14 protein-coding genes are annotated in these 17,688 nt (G+C 65.8%); 3 read left to right on the top strand and 11 right to left on the bottom strand.

The features are described from left to right. Positions 1 to 12: 12 nt before the first annotated feature. Both Q1M04_RS00795 and Q1M04_RS00790 read right to left on the bottom strand, forming a co-directional pair. Positions 13 to 1,845 carry a hypothetical protein gene (locus Q1M04_RS00795; RefSeq protein ID WP_297996558.1) on the bottom strand — a complete coding sequence of 611 codons (1,833 nt, stop codon included), beginning with the start codon at positions 1,843 to 1,845 and terminating at the stop codon, positions 13 to 15. Continuing rightward, complete coding sequence (locus Q1M04_RS00790; protein WP_297996560.1) at positions 1,842 to 3,587, bottom strand: Hsp70 family protein; 1,746 nt, start codon at positions 3,585 to 3,587, stop codon at positions 1,842 to 1,844. The genes Q1M04_RS00795 and Q1M04_RS00790 overlap by 4 nt, the downstream gene beginning before the upstream one ends. 191 nt (positions 3,588 to 3,778) lie before the next feature. Between Q1M04_RS00790 and Q1M04_RS00785 the strand changes: the two genes are divergently transcribed. Together Q1M04_RS00785 and Q1M04_RS00780 are read left to right on the top strand one after the other, a co-directional pair. Next, positions 3,779 to 4,621, top strand: coding sequence for a DNA adenine methylase (locus Q1M04_RS00785; RefSeq protein ID WP_297996810.1), 843 nt, complete (start codon positions 3,779 to 3,781; stop codon positions 4,619 to 4,621). Then, on the top strand, positions 4,608 to 5,891 hold the full coding sequence (locus Q1M04_RS00780) for a type II restriction enzyme (protein WP_297996562.1): 1,284 nt from the start codon (positions 4,608 to 4,610) through the stop codon (positions 5,889 to 5,891). The genes Q1M04_RS00785 and Q1M04_RS00780 overlap by 14 nt, the downstream gene beginning before the upstream one ends. A gap of 65 nt (positions 5,892 to 5,956) precedes the next feature. On the opposite strand, the gene Q1M04_RS00775 is transcribed toward Q1M04_RS00780, so the two are convergent. From Q1M04_RS00775 to Q1M04_RS00755, 5 genes are all read right to left on the bottom strand, one after another. Beyond that, a complete protein-coding gene (locus tag Q1M04_RS00775) occupies positions 5,957 to 7,129 on the bottom strand; it encodes an S-layer homology domain-containing protein (RefSeq protein ID WP_297996564.1) in 1,173 nt (390 codons plus the stop codon). Positions 7,130 to 7,219: 90 nt separating this feature from the next. Beyond that, the gene (locus Q1M04_RS00770) at positions 7,220 to 8,260 is read right to left on the bottom strand and encodes an NAD(P)H-dependent oxidoreductase (protein WP_297996566.1); all 1,041 of its coding nucleotides are present in this window, start codon (positions 8,258 to 8,260) and stop codon (positions 7,220 to 7,222) included. Between the two features lie 15 nt (positions 8,261 to 8,275). After that, positions 8,276 to 9,460 (bottom strand): lactate dehydrogenase, encoded by a 1,185-nt coding sequence (locus tag Q1M04_RS00765; protein ID WP_300346178.1) that lies wholly within the window; start codon positions 9,458 to 9,460, stop codon positions 8,276 to 8,278. Then, positions 9,457 to 14,241, bottom strand: coding sequence for a nicotinate-nicotinamide nucleotide adenylyltransferase (locus tag Q1M04_RS00760; protein WP_297996569.1), 4,785 nt, complete (start codon positions 14,239 to 14,241; stop codon positions 9,457 to 9,459). Before Q1M04_RS00760 ends, Q1M04_RS00765 begins: the two co-directional genes overlap by 4 nt. Before the next feature lie 137 nt (positions 14,242 to 14,378). Next, complete coding sequence (locus Q1M04_RS00755; RefSeq protein ID WP_295757204.1) at positions 14,379 to 14,552, bottom strand: hypothetical protein; 174 nt, start codon at positions 14,550 to 14,552, stop codon at positions 14,379 to 14,381. Positions 14,553 to 14,665: 113 nt separating this feature from the next. Here Q1M04_RS00755 and Q1M04_RS00750 point away from each other — a divergent pair, with 113 nt between their 5' ends. Then, the gene (locus Q1M04_RS00750) at positions 14,666 to 14,923 is read left to right on the top strand and encodes a helix-turn-helix transcriptional regulator (RefSeq protein WP_297996571.1); all 258 of its coding nucleotides are present in this window, start codon (positions 14,666 to 14,668) and stop codon (positions 14,921 to 14,923) included. Between the two features lie 116 nt (positions 14,924 to 15,039). Here Q1M04_RS00750 and Q1M04_RS00745 read toward each other — a convergent pair whose 3' ends face one another. The 4 genes from Q1M04_RS00745 to pyrB are packed head-to-tail and all read right to left on the bottom strand — an operon-like array spanning position 15,040 to position 17,685. Then, positions 15,040 to 15,747: an IMP cyclohydrolase gene (locus tag Q1M04_RS00745; RefSeq protein WP_297996572.1), complete on the bottom strand. Its 708-nt coding sequence runs from the start codon at positions 15,745 to 15,747 to the stop codon at positions 15,040 to 15,042. 23 nt (positions 15,748 to 15,770) lie between these two features. Beyond that, a complete protein-coding gene (locus Q1M04_RS00740) occupies positions 15,771 to 16,292 on the bottom strand; it encodes a M48 family metallopeptidase (protein ID WP_297996574.1) in 522 nt (173 codons plus the stop codon). Positions 16,293 to 16,314: 22 nt separating this feature from the next. Further along, positions 16,315 to 16,746: an aspartate carbamoyltransferase regulatory subunit gene (locus tag Q1M04_RS00735; protein ID WP_293280517.1), complete on the bottom strand. Its 432-nt coding sequence runs from the start codon at positions 16,744 to 16,746 to the stop codon at positions 16,315 to 16,317. Positions 16,747 to 16,764: 18 nt separating this feature from the next. Continuing rightward, positions 16,765 to 17,685 (bottom strand): aspartate carbamoyltransferase, encoded by a 921-nt coding sequence (gene pyrB / locus Q1M04_RS00730; protein ID WP_295757200.1) that lies wholly within the window; start codon positions 17,683 to 17,685, stop codon positions 16,765 to 16,767. Positions 17,686 to 17,688 lie beyond the last annotated feature (3 nt).

The raw sequence follows: 17,688 nt of genomic DNA, 5'->3' as shown, positions 1-17,688 counted from the left end.
CCTTGTTCGCGCCTATTCGCCGGGCATCTGGTCCGTGACCATGACGAGGCCCAGCTTGTCCAGCTCCAGCGTCCGGGGCGTGCCCCGGTAGAGGTCGATGACGGAGTGGATTTCCGCCATCCGCTCCTCCGGGACGCAAAAGAGGGACCCGCCGCCGGAAGCCAGGAGGTAGCGCACCCGGGCCTCGCCGCTGTCCTGGTCCACGCCGCTGACCTGGTGGAAGGTATGGTCCCCCAGCTCCAGCGGCTCCCGGTCCTGGAGGACGTAGGTTCCCTCTCCCAGGTGCCGGTCCGCCAGGCCGCTCTGCTCCAAAATCCAGCGGCAGAGGGCGGGGCCCGCCTGGGCGTAGAGGGAGCGGGCCTCCTCCGTGTCAAAGCCCTCGTCCGACGGGGCCTCGTAGAAGGCCAGGCCCCTGTGGCACAGGAATACCGTGTACTTCACCGGCTCCCGGACCCGGTATTCCGCCTCGTCTTTCGGGTTGTTTGGGGGAACCTGATGCCAGTCCTGCCGGGACAGCTCTTCCAGCAAGGCCCCCAGGGCGGCTACGTCCTCCTCCGCCCCCAGAAGGGGCAGGTTGAAAAGATAGGCCCCCGGTGCGTCGCCGGTTTCACGGGAGTAGGCGGCAAGCTCCAAATCCAGCTCCCGCTCTTCGGCGAAGTTCTCCAGGGCCCGCTTCACCAGAATGCCGGGATAGTTGGTCTGGTAGCCGGGCCAATCCTCCGACCGCTCCCCATAGGGGGAGGCGCGGAAATACAGGTCCGGGTCCGCCGCCGGGGCGAAAATATCCTGGGACGCGGCGTGGATGAAGGGCTCTCCGAAGTCCTCCTCCAGCCACTGGGGGGCCGTCTGCGTCCAGCGTTCCGCCTCCCGCCGGGCGGCGCGCTCGGCCTGGGCGCTTCGCAGATTGACGCCGAGGCCGATGGAGAAAAACAGCGCCAGGATGGTGAAGCAGACCACAAGGACGGTCTTCCGCCAGAGGGGATAGCCCCGCCAGGCGTTCCGCCAGGAGCTCTTTGCCCTGGCCGCCCGGCGGGTGTCCGCCCGCTTCACCCCCAGGAGGCGGTAGAGGGGCCTGTAGGCCGGGTACTTGGAGGCGTTTTGAAGCTCGTAGGCGTCGAAGACGGCCCGGCGGATCTCCGGGGAGAGATCCGGGCGCTGGGACAAAAAGTCCTCCAGGAGAAAGACAAAATCCATGTCGGCCCGGACGCTCAAAAAGACGGGGCTGTCCAAAAACCGCCGCCATTGGGCCGGGGGCGCGTCGCAGCGCTCCAAAAGCTCCAGGGTCCGGACCGCCGCCAGGACGGCGGGCCAGGCGTCCTCCCCGTCCAGCTCCCGCCGCTGGCGGGCCTGGGGGGCGTAGCGGGCCCAATTTTTGTGGCGCAGGTCCTCCAGCCTCCGGCGGCGGGCTTCCTGGGCCTCCTCCTCCCCCTCGGCGAAGAGGCGCTCGAAGTCCCACTCCGGGGCCGCTTCCTCCTCCTGCGGGGGCGCGTCCTCCCCCTTCAAAAGCTCGTCATAGTTCCACTCCGGCTCCTGGGGCTCCGGCTTTTGCGGGGGGCGGTTCGGGGCCTCCCGGCCCTCAAGAAGCTCGTCATAGTTCCAGCCGGGGGCCTCCTGCCGCCGCTCTGGCGGAGCGGGGCGATCGGCGGGCGGGTCCTCCGGCCCGGCTTGGGCGTAGCGGGCCCGCCGGGCCCGGCGGCTGGCCTCCTGATAGGCGGCGTGAAGCCGCTGGAAGCCCTCCGGGTCCTCCTCGGGGTGGGCGGTTTTCAGCTTTTGGGCGTAAGCGCTCCGGATGTCCGGCAGCCCCGCCGGGCCGGGAAGGCCCAGCTCGTTCCAGGGCCAGCTCACAGGTCTTCCTCCTCATCGCCGTCGAAGGGCTCGTCGAAGGGCTCCGGCGGGGACAGGGCCGCGTCGCCCAGATAGGCCTCCGCCTGGTCGAAGAAGCGGTCCAGCCGCTTGGTGGCCTTGGCGATTTTCAGGGCCTCCTGGGTGGAGAGGACCCTTTGATACCAGTCCAGCAGATCCCCCACCTGCTCCCGGAGGCTCCCCACGGTGACGGCGTAGAGCCGCTCGCCCCGGGCCGCCATGGCCCGGTACTCCTCCTGCTCCCGGGGATGGAGCTTCAGCCGGGACAGCTCTTTCAGGCGGCGCTCCGCCTCCTGGGCCGTCATGTCCTTGTTCTGAAGGACCAGCCGCTCCGCCTGGCCCGCCTCGTTGACCACCTCCACCTCCAAAAGGCCGTTGATGTCATAGGTGAAGCGGATGCGCACAGACTGCCGGCCCCGCGGGGCCGGGGGCACCGGGACCTGGAGCTCTCCCAGCAGGGTGTTGTCCGCGCAATAGCGGTTTTCCCCTTGGTAGATCCGCACGTCCACCTTGTCCTGGCCGTCCCGGACCGTGTAGTAAATCCCCATTTTGCTGGTGGGGAGGACGCTGTTGCGCTCGATGATGGGGCTCATCAGGTCCCGTTCCCGCTCGCTTTCGTTGTACCGGGCCACCCCCAGGGTGAAGGGGCACACGTCGGTGAGGACCAGCTCTTTAAGGTCCCCCGCCCGGGCCTTCATCCCGGCGCAGACGCCCGCCCCCAGGGCGATGGCGGTGTCGGGGCGGCTGTCCCGGACGGGCTCTTTATGAAGGGCCCGGGCGATGTAGCGCCGGACGGCGGGCATGTGGCTGGAGCCCCCCACCATCACCAGGTCGTCCAGCTCCTGGAGGGAGACGCCGCCGTCCAGGAAGACCCGCTGGATGGGGGCGGTCATCCGCCGGAAGAGGGCCCCGCATTTGCGGATCAGCCACTCGTTGGAGAGGGTCAGGGCGGCGGAAATGCTCCCGTCGTCCACGGACATGATCACCATCTCCTGGCGGGTCAGGGCCATCTTGCAGGTCTCCCCCTGGCGGATCAGCAGCTCCTTCTGCCGGGGGGTGAGGCCGTCGAAGTCCAGCCCGCAGTCCTCGCAAAAGCCCCTGGCAATGGCCAGATCAAAATCGGAGCCCCCCAGGCGGTTGTCCCCGCTGACGGCGGTGACGCTGACCACGTTCCCGAACCGCTCCACCAGGGAAACGTCCAGGGTGCCGCCCCCCAGGTCGAAGACCAGGCAGACCTTGTCCGCCTCCCCCTGGCCGATGCGGCCCGCCACCGCGGCGGCGGAGGGCTCGTTTACCAGCCGCTCCGCCTTCAGCCCCGCAAGGGCCGCGGCCCGTTTCGTGGCGGAGCGCTGGGCCTCGGCAAAGTAGGCGGGGACGCTGACCACCGCCTCCTCCACCACTTCTCCCAGGTAGGCCTCCGCGTCCTCCCGCAAGGAGCGGAGCACCAGGGCGGAAAGCTCCTCCGGCGTGAAGGTCCGGCCGCCCAGGCGAAAGGTCTTTTCCGTGCCCATAAAGCGCTTGAACCGGGCGGCGGTCCGCTCCGGGTGGGAGATGAGCCGGTCCCGGGCCGCCCGGCCCACCAGGACGGAGCCGTCCTCGTCCACGCTGACCGCGCTGGGGGTCAGGAACTCCCCGGCGGCGTTGGGGATAAGCTCGCTGCGCCCGTTCCGCCACACGGCGGCCAGGGAGTTGGTGGTGCCCAAGTCGATGCCGATGATTGCCATGTTCTGTCACCGCTTTCGTTATTTGCTGAGCCTATCATAGCACCCGGAAAGGGGGTTTGCAAGGGCGAACGCCGCCGCCGGGGCCCTGAAAAGAATGGCGGGCCTGGAATTTATGGAAGGGGGGTATTGAAAAAACGGCGGGTTTTGATATAATGAAACGGACAAAGTCCATGGAAAAGGAGGCGGAGCGCATGGCGGAGAATCAATTGGCGGCGCCGGTGGTGAAGTGGGTCGGCGGAAAGCGCCAGCTGTTAAGCGAGATTATCCCCCTGTTTCCAAAGCAAATCTCCTCCTACTGCGAGCCCTTCCTGGGCGGAGGGGCCGTGCTCTTTTCCATTCAGCCCGCCAAGGCGGTTGTCAACGATTTGAACGGGGATTTGATCGCGGTTTACGAGGTGATCCGCGACGACGTGGAGGCCCTGATCGACGATCTCAAAAGACACGAAAACACCTCGGAGTACTTTTATAGAATCAGGGACCTGGACCGGGACCAGACGGTCTATCAGGCCATGTCCAAGGTGGAGCGGGCCTCCAGGCTGATCTACCTGAACAAGACCTGCTTCAACGGGCTGTTCCGGGTGAACTCCGCCGGGGCCTTCAACACGCCCTTTGGGCGCTATAAAAACCCCAATATTGTAAACGAGCCGGTTTTGCGGGCGGTGAACCGCTATTTCGCCGCCGGCGGCGTCACCTTTTTCCATGAGGATTTCGCCAGGACCCTGGCCCGCGTCGAACCGGGCGCGCTGGCGTACCTGGACCCCCCCTACGACCCCGTTTCCGATACGGCGAGCTTCACGGGCTACAGCAAGGGGGGCTTTGACAAAAACGAGCAGCGCAGGCTGAAGCGGTGCTGCGACGATCTGACGCGGCGGGGTGTAAAATTCGTCCTTTCCAACTCCGCCACGGACTTTATCAAGGACCTGTATCAGGACTATGAGATCCTCGTGGTGAAGGCGAAGCGGGCCATCAACGCCGACGCCAGCAGGCGCGGGGCGGTGGAGGAGGTGCTGATCCGAAACTATGGGAGTGAATGACGCCGCCTGGGAGAAGCTGTTTGACAAGTACCGCATCCTGGAGGAGATCGGGCAAAAGGGCTGCTTTCCCATATCGGCGGCCCAGATCAAGGAGTTCCGGGAGCCCAGGCTGATGACCAAGTTCGACCACAGGGTGAACCTCCCCGTCGTCTTCGCGGAAAACGGCCTGGCGATTCTGCCGGTCAGCCGGGGGGACTACGTGATCTCCTCCTTTTCGGCCTATCATGACTTTGAGGAGCCCGTCGGAAACGCGCAGCGGGTTTTCATTCCCCCGCTGTTTCAAAGCCTCATGCCCCAGTTTCTTGTCAGCGAGGCCATCGCCCTGAACTGCGCGTATGACTGCGGAATCCTGCACGATTTTCTGGAGGAGGACGGCGCCCTTGCCCCCACGGTCAGCGGGCGCATGAGCTCCGGCGGCTTTGCATTCCGCATCGACACGGCCCGGCGCCCCATGGCCGTGGAGGTGCGCAACTCCCAGATTGAGATTGACGCCGCATATGAGGGGGCCCGCTTTCTCTCCCTTTTTGAGGCGAAGCGGGACCTGGCCGGAGACTTTCTCATCCGGCAGCTCTATTATCCCTTCCGCGTTTGGAGCGGGCGGGTGACAAAGCCGGTGAAGACCGTGTTTCTGGTTTTCTCAAACGGCACGTTTTACCTGTACCAGTATCAATTCCGGGACCCTGGAAATTACAACTCCCTGGAGCTGGTCAAGCAGAAAAACTACGCCATCGCCACGGAGATCCGGCGGTCCGACATCGAGGATCTTTTGAGAACCGTGCCCCCGGCGGAGGAGCCCCGCATCCCCTTTCCCCAGGCGGACCGGATGCCCCGAATCGTAAACCTGATGGAGCTGCTGAGCGAGCGGCCCATGACAAAGCAGGACATCACGTCGGAATACGCGTTCGACGGGCGGCAGACGAACTACTACACGGACGCGGGGCGCTATCTGGGATTCATCGAAAAGGGGATAGACCCGGAGGGCAATATCCTGTTTTGGCTCTCCGGCTCCGGGCGGCGGGTCATGGGGCTGGGCTACAGGGAGCGCCAGCTGGCGATTGCGGGGGAGATCCTGAGGCACAGGGCATTCCGTGACACCCTGGAGCTTTGCCTGCACTGGGGGGAAATGCCGGATAAGCGGACCGTCGTCCGGATCATGGAGGGGGCGAACCTCTGCGGCATAGGGGCCAGGGAGACCTATCTGCGGCGGGCCTCCACCGTCACCAGCTGGGTAAACTGGATTCTGGGAACCATTCAAGAGCCAGCCATATAAGATCGCAAGAGGCGCTTATCGGAACGATAAGCGCCTCTTTTTCCTTGCGAAAGCTGCTCCCGCCGTCACCTCCAGCGGCGGAACACCGTGGTGAAGTCCCCGGCGTCCACCAGGCCGGAGAGAGGGCCCCACTGGTCCCAGTCCACCTTGCCGTTTTTCTCCAGCTCACAGGCGGTATAGGTCCCCTCCTCCCGGTCCACGCCGGTGAGGATCAGCACCCGCTCCACATTGTCAAAGCGGATGTAGACGACATCCCCCACGGCCAGGTCGGGAAGCCGGCGGTGCTGGGTGACGGGGGCCTCCTCGCCAAAGACGAAATCGCTGACCGCCAGGCCGAAGGCAAGGCAGCCGTGGGTGGGGCTGAACTGGGGGGCGAGGTAGTTAAAGCGCACGGTGTCGCTCCAGACCGTGCCGTCGGGACAGCCCTGCTTCACCAGCTCCAAAAGCCCGGCGATGTTCTCCTCGCTCCGGGTTTTGCCGTTGGGGAGGCGGCCCTCCTTACACAGGGGGGTCTCCCGGTTCACCCGGTTCATCATCTCCTGGACCGTCTCGTCCCCCTGGAGGCCGAAGGCGGGCATCTCCCGAACCTCCACGCCCGCGTCCGGGTCCTCCGGGGGCGCGTAGGGGCCGTTGAACAGCTCGTCCAGCCGGGACCAGAGGACCGCGGCCTGGGCCCGGTTCAGGGAATCCTCCCCGGCGAAGCGGCCGTCGGCCTGTCCCTTTAGAAGTCCCATGCCCCAGCAGGTGAAGACGGCGGTGTGACAGCCGTCGGGGATTTCCGTCCAGTCGGCGATGTCCGTGGTGGAAAGCTGGATGGTCTCCTGGAGGGCGTCCTTTTCCAGAACCAGGTTGTAAATGATCTGAGCCATGTCATAGCGGCTCAGGGGCTGGTCCACATAGCGGTCCCAGCGTTTCCCCAGGGACCGGTAGGTTTCTTTCAGCGACGTGCCCTCCAGAACCGGGAGGCACGCCTCCATGGCCTGGTACTTCCCCTCCTTCGCAGCGGCATACTCCTCGGCGAGGAAGGAGCGGGAGAGCATGGCGCAGAACTGGGCGGCGGTCACGTCCCGTGTGGGCTGGAAGGAGCCGTCACCGTAACCGTTCACCACTCCGGCGTCCACCGCCCGCCGGATCTCCTCCTGGGCCCAGTGGTCTGCCGGGAGGTCGTAAAAGCCCGCCGCCCGGGCCGGGAGAACCAGGCAGAGGAGGGCCAGCAGGGGCAGGAAAAATTTTTTCATGAGGGGGTGCTCCTTTTCAGATGAGTTGTTCCCATCTTACCACGCTCCGGGGAAAACCGCAAGGCTCGCCCCCCAGAGTTCAAAATATGGTTACAGTTTCAGCTGCCCCAGCAGATTCTCCGCGAACCGCTCCAGCCGCCCCTCAATGCCCGGCAGGCGCAGGGCCGCCCCGGCGTCGTTGGCGGTTTCCATGAGGATGGCCCCCGGAGGGAGGCGGAAGCCCTTGTTGACGCACAGGGCCGAGACCACCTGGCTGGCCACAAGGTCCCCGCCGGAGTAGCCGGAGACCACGATGGCGAAGACGGCCTTGTCCTCGAAGGAGGCGGCGCGGTAGAGGGCCGTCAGCCGGTTCACGGCGGCGGTGAGGTTGGCGGAAAGGGCGTCGTTGTAGTTGGGGCAGAGGAGGACCACCGCGTCCGCCTCCCGGAGGGCGGGAAACACCTCCTGGACCATGACGCCGCCATAGAAGCAGCCCCCCCGCTCCCCGAAATGGAGGCAGGTGGTGTAGGGACACCCGGCGCAGTCCTCCAGGGTCCCGTTCCGCAGGCCGATCTCCCGGACCTCACAGGCCCCCTCGATCCGCGCCCGCACCCGGCCCCAGAGGTCCAGGGTGTTGGAGGTGGAGCGGCTGGAGGCGTGGAGGGCCAGGACCTTGGGCCTTCTCCGCCGGAGGGGCGTGAAGCCCAGCACCCGGTCCGCCAGGTCCGAGACGGCCCGGCGGTAGGCCGTTTCCAGATCGCAGTTTCCGTTCCGGGCCTGGACGGCGAAGTTTTGAAGGCCCCCCGTGGCCTCCGCCAGGGGCCGCCCCGGAAAGGCGCAGCCCGCCAGGTGGGCGGCTAAAATGAGGTCCCGGCCCGCCGCCTTGGTGTACAGCTCCCCGGCCCCGTCGATGACCACGCCCCCCGCGCTGCCCCGGAGACAGCCGGGACAGTCTCGCAAATGGGACAAAAGGCCGCACAGGCCCATATCGACCCCATTTTCCGGCAGGGAGAAGGCGAAGAGGACCCGGCGGCCCGCCAGGGACTCCCCCGCCCCGGCGAGGCGGACCGCCCGCCCCGCCAGGGCGGCGCGCAGCGTCTCCCCCAGCCGCCCGGCCAAGGGGCCGGAGACGATGGTCAATTCCCGTTCCATAGCACCCTCCTGCCGTCATGAAATTTCATGAAGGGCCCGCTCCGTCTCCCTGAGGCGGTCAAACAGGGCGTCCGGCAGCTCCAGGGTTTCCAGCTCCAGGCCGTAAGGCGTGAAGCGGTTCCGGCACCCGAACCACACGCCCCCCAGGGGCACCGAGGAGCAATGCCACTCCCCCCGCAGAGCCAGGAGAAGCTGCATGGCCCCGGAGGACACGGCGGGGGCCACATAGGGCTTGAAGCCCAGGTCACGGACGCGGAGATTGGCCTCCAGCGTCAGCTGGGTCAGCTCCCGGGATAATGCGTCGTCGTAGCGCTCCACAGAATTGGCGACGACGAGGCCCTGCCCGTGGGGGCCGAAGGTCCGGCCCTGGGTGAGGAAGGAGGCGAAGCGGGGGTCCCGCCTGGCAAAGTACGCCGCCCGGGCGTTCATCACCCCCAGGCCGAAGCCCTGGATCTGCTCGGGAAGGAGGCCCAGGTGGTCCAATTCTCCGCCGGGGCCGGTGTTGGAGGCCCGCCACACCGCCCGGCACAGGGGGTCCACCGGGTCGCTGAGGACGATGAAGAGGCCCCGGAAGCCCGCCTCCCGGGCCTGCCGGGCGAAGGACTCCGCCAGGGGGCGGTTGGCCGCCAGCTGGGCCATGCGCACATCCTCCACGGCGCTGCCCACAGGGGGGATGGCCTTGGCCGCGGCAAAGAGGAACACGTCGCAGCCGAAGAGCCCCTCCGGCCCCACGGCTTCCACCTCCGGCAGGGCTTCATAGTCCCAGGGCCAGGAGATTTGCCCCATTTCCGTTACCCAGCGAGCCACGGTGTTTTCGTTCAGGTCGCAGATGCCAACGGCGGAAATCACGTCCCCGCCCAGCAGCTTCAGGGCCAGGAGCAGGGCGGACCCCACATCCCCCACGGCCAGGAGGTGGACCCGCTTCTTCCCGGGCCTGGGGGTCACGAAGTCCAGGGCCGCCTCGTGCCGGGGATGGAGCGCGTTGACGGCGGTGAGCCGCCCCGCCGCCAGGGCGGCGCGCTGCTTTTCCGTCAGGGCCGGGGCCTCCCCCAGCCGCCGGGGGTCCAGACGGGCGGTGCCCGCCGCTTCCCCGCTGAGCTGCCGGGGGTCCGTCACCCTCCAGGCGGCGGGCTCCAGGGCGGGATTACGTTCCGTTTTGTATAAAATACGTTCTGTTATACCCATAGTATCTCCCGTCATTTCAGAAGCTCCCGCATCCGGTCCAGTTGCCTCAGGTCGCTTTCCAGGCACACGGAGGCGGAGAGGTTGGGGTCATAGCGCAGGGCGGCCCCCTTGTCGGGGCTCAGGGGCAGGATCACCGCCTCGCTGAGCCGGGAGAGGGTCAGGTTCCGGGAGAAGCGCTCCCGATAGGCCCGTTCCAGGGCCAGCAGGATCTCCCGGCTGTTTTCGATGCAGGTCCGGGAGAAGCGGAATACCGCCTCCCGGCCGCAGCTGCGGTAGAACCGGGGGAAGGCGTAGGGCAGAATCAGGTTCACCGCCGGGGTCAGCCCGGGGACGGAAACCATGCCCTTGTCCACGGCGTCCCCGCCGATGAAGGGATACATGGTGGACTCCACAAACCAGGCCCGGAGGTCCGGGACGAAGTAGACGCTGTCCACCTTCCGCCCACGGGCGGCCATCAAATCCCGGCCCCGGCCGGAGAGGAGGCCCACCACGCACCGGTCAATGTCCAGCTCCTCCCGCCGGAAGAGGGGGTCCAGGACGTTCATGCGGTTGCCGGTGTGGAGCAGATCGTCCACCAGCATGACGGGGCGGCGGAAGGAATGGATGGTCCGAATCTGGCTTTCCAGGGGGGCGTAGCCCGGGAAGGGGGCAATGGAGAAGGAATGGAGATCCGGGGCGAAGACCTTGTCGGTGTGGATGGTTTTCGTCACGGTGTTTGGCACGGCGTTGCCCCGGAGAATCTTGCCGAAGGGCACGCACATCTTAGGCCCCAGCACCCGGGGGGTCTGGGGATCGGCGGGGACGCCGTTCTCCTCCGTCAGCTTTCGGACCAGGCGGTGGTAGATGACCTCGGCGTTGAGGGACAGCACCAGCGTTCCGGGGTAGAGGCCGCACACCGCCTCCTGGAGACGGAGGTGGGCCGCCCCCATGGCCGAGAGCACCTGCCGGTCCGAGGCGAAGGGCTCTTTCAGCGTCGTGGAGATGTTCTGCACCAGCACCGCCGGGGACCGCATGTCCACCAGCAGCAGCGGCTCCGGCGTTTCCAGGTCCGCCGGGACGAAGCCCTGGCGGCAAAGCATCTCCCGGCCCGCCGGGTCTAACCGGCCCCACCAGACGGCGTAGCCGCAGTCGTCCTCCGCCGCGCGGGTCAGCACCTCCGTCAAAAGGAGCTGGCCCGCGTCGTAGTTCCCCCCGGGGGCCTTGACGGTCCAAAGGCCCGTCAGAAGCTGAAGCCGCCCTGCCGTCCGGGTGCGGACAACGTTGGCCAGCTCCTCGCTGCCAAAGGCGTTGTACAGCTCCCCGGAGTTGAGGATGCGGGTGGTGAGAACGCCCAGAATCCGGGGCCGGGGCCCGGAGGCCCGGAGGAGGAAGACGCTGTCCCGGGGGTCCGGGGGCGGCAGGGGGCCCAGGGCCTCCTCCAGCTCCGCCCACAGCGCCGGGCCCGGGGAGGCGATGCGGTCGAAGTCCAGAAGGCTTGCCCGGACCAGCTGCTTGTACTGGGGCTCCCGGAGGTAGAGGCCGTTCCGGTAGATGAGGTCCTGCACCGTGGGGTCCACCAGGTTGGACACGTCCCGGCCCAGGTCGATGTTCTCCCGGATGCGGGTGGAGCTGATGTCCTCCAGGTGGGTGGGCAGCTGGAGCTGGACCACCCGGCCGCGGATAGCGGAGAGGTCCGCCTCGATCTCCCGGCCCTCCGCGTCGCTGGAGCGGCGGAAGACAATGTGGTTCAGGGAGTGGACGGAACCCTCGCTGGGGGGGGCCTTATAGGAAGAGGCGTTGGCCACCACGTCGGAGCCCACCACCAGATAGAGCTCCCGGCCCGCGAAGACCTGCCGCAGGCGGAGGAGGTCCTCCGGCGTGGCCAGATTCACGGGAATGTCGTGGGGGAAGAGGTACACATCGAACTCGTCCGCCACGGACATGCTGACAATCTGCCGCCGGATAAGGGAGGGCTGGGCCTTTTTGGACCAGGAAAACTCGTCCACGGCCAGGTAGACCTCCATCCCCAGGTCCCGGATGGCGGTGACGATGCCCTTGTGGGAGAGGGAGAAGGGGTCGAAGGTGCCGGGGAAGAAGGCGGCGGCCTTGTCCCGCCACTCGAAGCGGAAGGGCCCGCTCTCAATGCGGTGCCTCACGGCGAAGCGGTAAATGTGGGACAGGGCGGCGGCGGTGTGGAAGAAGGTCAGCTCGCCCCCCGGCTGCTCGCCGATGAGGAAGAGGAGCTTTTTCGCAACCAAGGTGAAAAGGCCGGTCTTGTCCTGATAGCACAGGAAGGGAGAGGCGAACAGCCCCTCGCCCAAAACCCGCAGGGCCTCCTGCCGCACCGGCTCCATGCAGGAGGCCAGGCCCTTGAGAAGCAGGCCCGCCAGCGTCCGGCGGCGGCGCTCCAGGGCCTCCTCCGGCTCGTGGAAGCGCTTTGCGTAAACCCGGTAGTGCTCCAGCAGGGACCCTACGGTCCCCAGGGCCCCGGCGGCCACGCTGGCGCTGGAGGAGGAGAGGAAGCGGAGAAGCTCGCCCAAAATCTCGTCCAGCTCCCGGGGGGTGAGCCACAGGAGGAACTGACCCAGGTACGGGGGAATGTACTGGGAGATCTCCGACTGGCCGGTTTCCAGGGCCTCGCACAGCTCCACGGCCACCTCGTTGCGCCGTGGGGGCGTCAGCATGGGGGCCACGTCCAGCAGGGCGCTGCCCGCAAGGCGCCGGACCACCACGTTTTCGCTGACCTTCATGAGGTTGGAGAAGTGGGCGGCGATATGGAGGGCGGCTTCCCCCTCCCCCCGCCGGGCCTGGTCCAGCAGGTACTCCACGCCCACGGCCTTCAAAACCCAGGGCGTGGCGGTTTTCAGGTTGTCCAGGAACACGCCGCCCGCGGCCTCCCCCTGGTCCAGCAGGGCCAGAAGGCCGGATACGTCCAGCCCCAGCAGCTTCCCCAGCCGGGACTGGAGGTAGAGCAGGGGGACGGAGGCGGAGCAGTCCGCCGCCTCCACCGCCCGGGCCACGGCCTTTCGCTGGGGGGAATCCTCCTCCAGCACCGGCAGAAGCCGGCGGCTCAGGCGCATGGCGGCGGCCTTCTGGGGGGCCTCCCCGGTTTCCAGCCACCAGGCGGCGTAGTCCGCCAAATGGGCGGCGTCCCGGGGGGAAATCCGCTCCATGGGAAGATTCAGCGCCGTGTTCATCAAGGCGAAGGCCCCTTCCGCGTCTTCGGCGGCGGGGTTTTGGTAGTGGCGGAAAAGAAGCTCGGAAAAGCGGGGGAAGTCCCGGTCCGAGCAGCCGCCCAGCAAGGCGTCCGCCGCCGTCTTGGCCTGGTAGCGGATCATGCTGATCTGCCGGGGGGTCAGGCGGCGGTCCGGGTGAATGAGCTTTTCCAGGTACTCCGCCCAAAGCTCAAAGGGCCGGTCCTCCTGGGGGCTGGGGGCCGCGCCCTGGGGCAGCTCCTTGCGGTAGCCGGAGAGGAACTTGGAGAGAATCCGCCCCATCAGCCCCGCCGCCTGGCGTCGGATGTCCCCGTCGGGCTGGAGCAGCAGCTCATAGAGGAATTCCAGGGTCTGCTCCTTCTGCTCCACGGTCCAGTAGGTGAAGTACTCCCGGAAGACGGACACATAGGCCCGGATGCGTCCCGGGTCCTTCTCGCCCCGCGCCGCCTCCAGGGTGCCCACGAACAGCCGCTCCCGGCTCAGCCGGTGCATGAGGCGGATGTTGTGGTCCACCGCCGTTTGCCGCAGGCCCAGGACCACCTCGTCCTCGTCCATCAGGGAGGGGTCCTTCCGGGGCAGGAGCGGGCCCCCGGCGGTTTCCAGGGTCACGTCCGCGCCGAAGCTTTGGAGATAGCTCTCGAAATCCCGGAGCTTCACGTATACATACTCATACCGCCGCCGTTTGGCGGCGTCCACGTTGTCCAGCTTGGAGAGGATCACGTCAAAGGCGTCCGCCAGGGAGAAGAGCTTTGCCGTCTCCCCGCCGCCGGGGAGGCGCTCCTGCTTCACCCGGAAGTCGGCGTAGACCAAAACCAGCGACTCGGAAGACAGATTTTCCAGCTCCAGGTCCCAGACGGAGTGGTTTGCGGCAATGCGCCCCAGGGCCCCCAGGCCCCGCCAGGAAAACCACTGGTCCGTGTAGTAGTAGTGGAGGTAGGGCACCCGCTCCCCGGGCCTGCAGCCAAACTTTCCGATGTCGTGGCCTGCGGCGGCGGCGGAGATGAGCCCCAGGTCGATTTTCCCGCCCCCGGCCTTGAAGGCCCGGGAGACCGTCATGGACACATGGTGGACCCCGGCGATGTGCTCGCAGGTGCGGAAGGGGGTCACCTCCCGGCCCAGGCGGAGGAGCTCGTAGACATACTCCTCCCGCCAGCGGCGGAGGAATTGGCGGTAGTCCGCCGCCACGGCACTGGATTTCAATTCCTCTTCTGTGCAGAAGGCGAAGTCCAGCCAGAAGTCAAAGGGCAGGGCCTCCCGCTCCGCGTCGAAGAGGGTCCGCAGGAATTGAAGGAAGCACAGGGCCCCGTCCCGCTGGGCGGGGGTTTGGTCCGGGTCCGCCTGGGGATAGAGAAGGGAGACCGCCGTCCGGTAGGCGCAAAGGGCCCAGCCCTCCCCCGGCCCCGGGGCCAGGCCGTCCAGAACGGGGCGGAAGGCCCCCAGGGCCTTTTCACAGGAAATCCGCTCCCGGATGGGCGCCAGGGGGGCCAGCAGGGCGGGCCAGTCCAGGTCCTCAAACAGGGCCTCCGCCCGGGGGCGGGCCAGCTTTTGCAAAAACGCCTCCTCTTGAAAGGCGCGGGTCAGGTTCAGGCAGAGCTGTTCCATGGGTTCCTCCGTTCCGCCCGGAGAGGGCCGGTGGTTTTTGATAGGGACAGTATACCGCAGTTGGCCGCCGGGGGGAAGGGGGAAAGCAAAAAAAGCCGCCTCCCGGCCAGGAGGCGGAACGGAAACTGCCGGAGGGACTATTGTTCCGGGGACCCGGCGTCCTCTCCCTGGGAGATATAGACTTCCTCCGCATGGTACAGGGCTTCTCTGAGACGCTCTTTTGCCGTGCCGGCGTTCAGCTTGTCCAGCTCATCCAGGGCGTCCGCTATAGCGCCGGCCGCGATGAGATACATTTTCTGAAAGTCGGGCATAATGACACCTCCTGATTTTCCAAATATCGGTTACCCTGATATAAGGATATACTTTAATAAGGGAAATGTCAAGGGCGGGTATCCCTGTTAAACTATATTCGAGGTGAGGGGCCATGGAAGATCTGAAGAGTATCATCCGCTATCAGACGCAGGAATATGGCCGGATCGTGGTGAAGCTGGACAAGGTGCTGGATGAGCGAAAAATCAGTCGAAATAAGCTTAAGACATTGACAGGCGTTAAATATGATGTGATTACCCGCTATTATCGGGGAGAGCAGATTGAATTGGTGGACTTAAATTTTCTGGCGAAGGTCTGCTACGCCTTGGATTGCAGGATTGAGGATTTGCTGGAATACCAGAAACCGGAATAAAAATCCCCGGAGTATCATACTCCGGGGATTTTCCTATAGGTTCGCGCCTTCCGCCCCCCTGACAGCCGTGGAAGAGAACCAGGGCTGCCCGCAGGCCGCGGGTCAGAAGCCTCTTTTTATTCGTAGCGGTTGCGAATCACGTCCCGGTGGCTCCCGTCCGCCAAATCCACGAACCGGACGAAGAGGGACACCTTATTCTCCGGGTTCAAAGCCTCCCACACCTGCTCCGCCAGGGCCTCCGGCGTCTTGGCGTCCAGAACGACCCGCTCCGGGTCCCCCTCGAAGGAGGGCAGGGGATTCCCGTCCCCCAGGTAGGTGTGGAGGAAGCGGCCCTCCCCGGCAAGGGGCGCGTCGTAGTGGTAGAAGTACCGGCAGCAGCAGTCCGGGTTCCCCTCAGCGCTTTTCAAAATGGAGAGCTGAAAGCTGCCGTCGGGGCTTAAAAGGCCGGAGATGCGGGGGGTGTAGTTGGGCGCGTCCGGCTCGAAGGCGCGGCTTTTCAGCGCCCCGGCAAAGGTGCGGCCCTCCAGGAGATAATCCCGCACCGTGTCCGTCTGGTCCCCGTTGGTGACAATCAGCTCGCCGCCTGCCTTTCGGACCGGGTGGTAGATGATGAGGCTGGGGTCCGTCATCTTGGACGGGTCGCGGGCCTCCGTGCGGATGCCGTCCTCCGTGGGGACAAACACCCGGTTCCGGGAGTTTTCGCTGCGGCCCATGATGAAGTACACGGCCACGGCCTGTTTTCCGTCCCCGCTCTTCCCCAGGACGATGCCCCGCCCGGGGTAGGGATTTCCTTTCAGCAGGTCCAAGAGATTTCGCTTTTCCATATCCATCCTCCATATCTCGAATTTCAGTTCATCGAGAGCAGCTTCTTCCGCTCCCGCCAGTCCGGGAGATACCGCTCCAGCAGGGCGTAAAACCCCGGCCCGTGGTTCTTCTCCCGGATGTGGCAGAGCTCGTGGACCACCACCAGCTCCACGGCCTCCTCCGGGCAGTTCATCAAAAAGCAGGAAAAGCACAGGCTGTTTTTCGCCGAGCAGCTTCCATAGCGCTTCCGGGCCGCGGTCACTTTAAAGCCGGTGGGGGCCACGCCCATTTTTTCGCTCCAACGGGCGATTTTTCCCGGCAGCTCCGCCCGGGCCCGGGCTTTCAAGACCTCGATTTCCGCCGCCGTGGGGGCGGGCGGGCGGTGGGCGGCTTTTTCCCGCTGGAGCTTTAGGTGCCGCTCAATCCAGGCGGCGTGGGCCGTTACAAAGGCGTCAATCCGTCCCTGGGCGCAGCGCAGGGGCGCCCGGACCAGCAGCCGCCCGTCCGCCGTGACCTCCAGGGCCAGGGTCTTGCGCCGGGAGCGGATCAGTTCATAGGCTTCCATGTTCTTCTCTCGCGCCCTCCGGTCAAACGCCCTTTTTCTTCCCCTTGGCGGTGTCGCAGTAGGCGCAGCGGTAGACGTGCCTCTCCGGGTCGCTGAGGAGGAAAATGGCGTCCAGCTGGGGCTCCGCCACGGTGATGCACCGGGGGTTCTTGCACCGGATGATGTTCACCAGCTTCTTGGGGGGCTGGAGGCGGCGCTTCTCCGTCCGGACGCCGTCCCGGATGATGTTGACGGTGATTTTGTCGTCGATATAGCCCAGCACGTCCACGTCCACGTCCATGGGGGAGTCGATTTTGATGATGTCCTTTTTCCCCATCCGGCCGCTGCGGACGTTTTTGATGATGGCCACGGAGCAGTCCAGCTGGTCCAGGTGGAGGTATTTGTAGATGTCCATGCTTTTGCCCGCCTGGATGTGGTCTAGGACCACGCCGTTTTGGATGCTGTCAATGTTCATAGAGTCCTCCCCTTTCCGTTAGACATGGATGTCCAGCAGCTTCAAAATCAGGGCCATGCGGATGAACTTCCCGTTTTTCACCTGCTTCCAGTAGGCGGCCCGGGGGTCCTTGTCCACCGCCACGGAAATCTCGTTCACCCGGGGCAGGGGGTGGAGGATGGAGAGGTCCGCCTTGGCGGTTTCCAGCTTTTCCGGGGTGAGGATATAGCTGTCCTTCAGACGGAGGTAGTCCTCCTCGTTGAAAAAGCGCTCCCGCTGGACCCGGGTCATGTAGAGAATGTCCAGGTCCGGCATGACGGCCTCCAGGCTTTCGGTCTGCTTATAGGGGATGCCCCGCTTTTTCAGGGCCTCCTCCTTCACATAGCGGGGCAGCTTCAGCTCCGCCGGGGAGATGAGGACGAATTTGACGTTCTCATAGCGGCTCAGGGCGTTCACCAGGGAGTGGACCGTCCGGCCGAATTTCAAGTCCCCGCAAAAGCCGATGGTAAAGCCGTCCAGCCGCCCCTTCTCCCGGTGGATGGTCAGAAGGTCCGTCAGGGTCTGGGTGGGGTGGTTGTGCCCGCCGTCCCCGGCGTTGATAATGGGGACCTCGCTGAACTGGGCGGCGGCGAAGGGCGCGCCCTCCTTCGGGTGGCGCATGGCGATGATATCGGCGTAGCAGCTCACCGTGTGGACGGTGTCCCCCACAGTCTCCCCCTTGGACGTGGAGCTGGAGGAGGCCTCGGAGAAGCCCAGCACGCCGCCCCCCAGGGCCAGCATGGCGGACTCAAAGGAGAGCCGGGTCCGGGTGGAGGGCTCGAAGAAGAGGGTGGCCAGCTGCTTGTGGGCGCAGGCGTCCTGGTACTTGGCGGGGTTTGCGAGGATGTCCTCCGCCGTGGAAATCAACTGGTCGATTTCCTCCACGGTGAGGTCGGTGACGTCAATGATGTTTCTGGGCATACA

Source organism: uncultured Oscillibacter sp., from assembly GCF_950073225.1.
Lineage (GTDB): Bacteria > Bacillota > Clostridia > Oscillospirales > Oscillospiraceae > Oscillibacter.
This window is presented reverse-complemented; position numbering and strand designations above follow the sequence as displayed.

Bases quoted from the DNA above. Each gene is read 5' to 3' on its own strand.
- Q1M04_RS00780 (WP_297996562.1), top strand. From the start codon at position 4,608: ATGGGAGTGAATGACGCCGCCTGGGAGAAGCTGTTTGACAAGTACCGC.
- Q1M04_RS00745 (WP_297996572.1), bottom strand. From the start codon at position 15,747: ATGGAAAAGCGAAATCTCTTGGACCTGCTGAAAGGAAATCCCTACCCC.
- Q1M04_RS00765 (WP_300346178.1), bottom strand. From the start codon at position 9,460: ATGACGGGAGATACTATGGGTATAACAGAACGTATTTTATACAAAACG.
- Q1M04_RS00770 (WP_297996566.1), bottom strand. From the start codon at position 8,260: ATGGAACGGGAATTGACCATCGTCTCCGGCCCCTTGGCCGGGCGGCTG.
- Q1M04_RS00755 (WP_295757204.1), bottom strand. From the start codon at position 14,552: ATGCCCGACTTTCAGAAAATGTATCTCATCGCGGCCGGCGCTATAGCG.
- pyrB (WP_295757200.1), bottom strand. From the start codon at position 17,685: ATGCCCAGAAACATCATTGACGTCACCGACCTCACCGTGGAGGAAATC.
- Q1M04_RS00775 (WP_297996564.1), bottom strand. From the start codon at position 7,129: ATGAAAAAATTTTTCCTGCCCCTGCTGGCCCTCCTCTGCCTGGTTCTC.
- Q1M04_RS00790 (WP_297996560.1), bottom strand. From the start codon at position 3,587: ATGGCAATCATCGGCATCGACTTGGGCACCACCAACTCCCTGGCCGCC.
- Q1M04_RS00785 (WP_297996810.1), top strand. From the start codon at position 3,779: ATGGCGGAGAATCAATTGGCGGCGCCGGTGGTGAAGTGGGTCGGCGGA.
- Q1M04_RS00760 (WP_297996569.1), bottom strand. From the start codon at position 14,241: ATGGAACAGCTCTGCCTGAACCTGACCCGCGCCTTTCAAGAGGAGGCG.
- Q1M04_RS00735 (WP_293280517.1), bottom strand. From the start codon at position 16,746: ATGAACATTGACAGCATCCAAAACGGCGTGGTCCTAGACCACATCCAG.
- Q1M04_RS00740 (WP_297996574.1), bottom strand. From the start codon at position 16,292: ATGGAAGCCTATGAACTGATCCGCTCCCGGCGCAAGACCCTGGCCCTG.
- Q1M04_RS00750 (WP_297996571.1), top strand. From the start codon at position 14,666: ATGGAAGATCTGAAGAGTATCATCCGCTATCAGACGCAGGAATATGGC.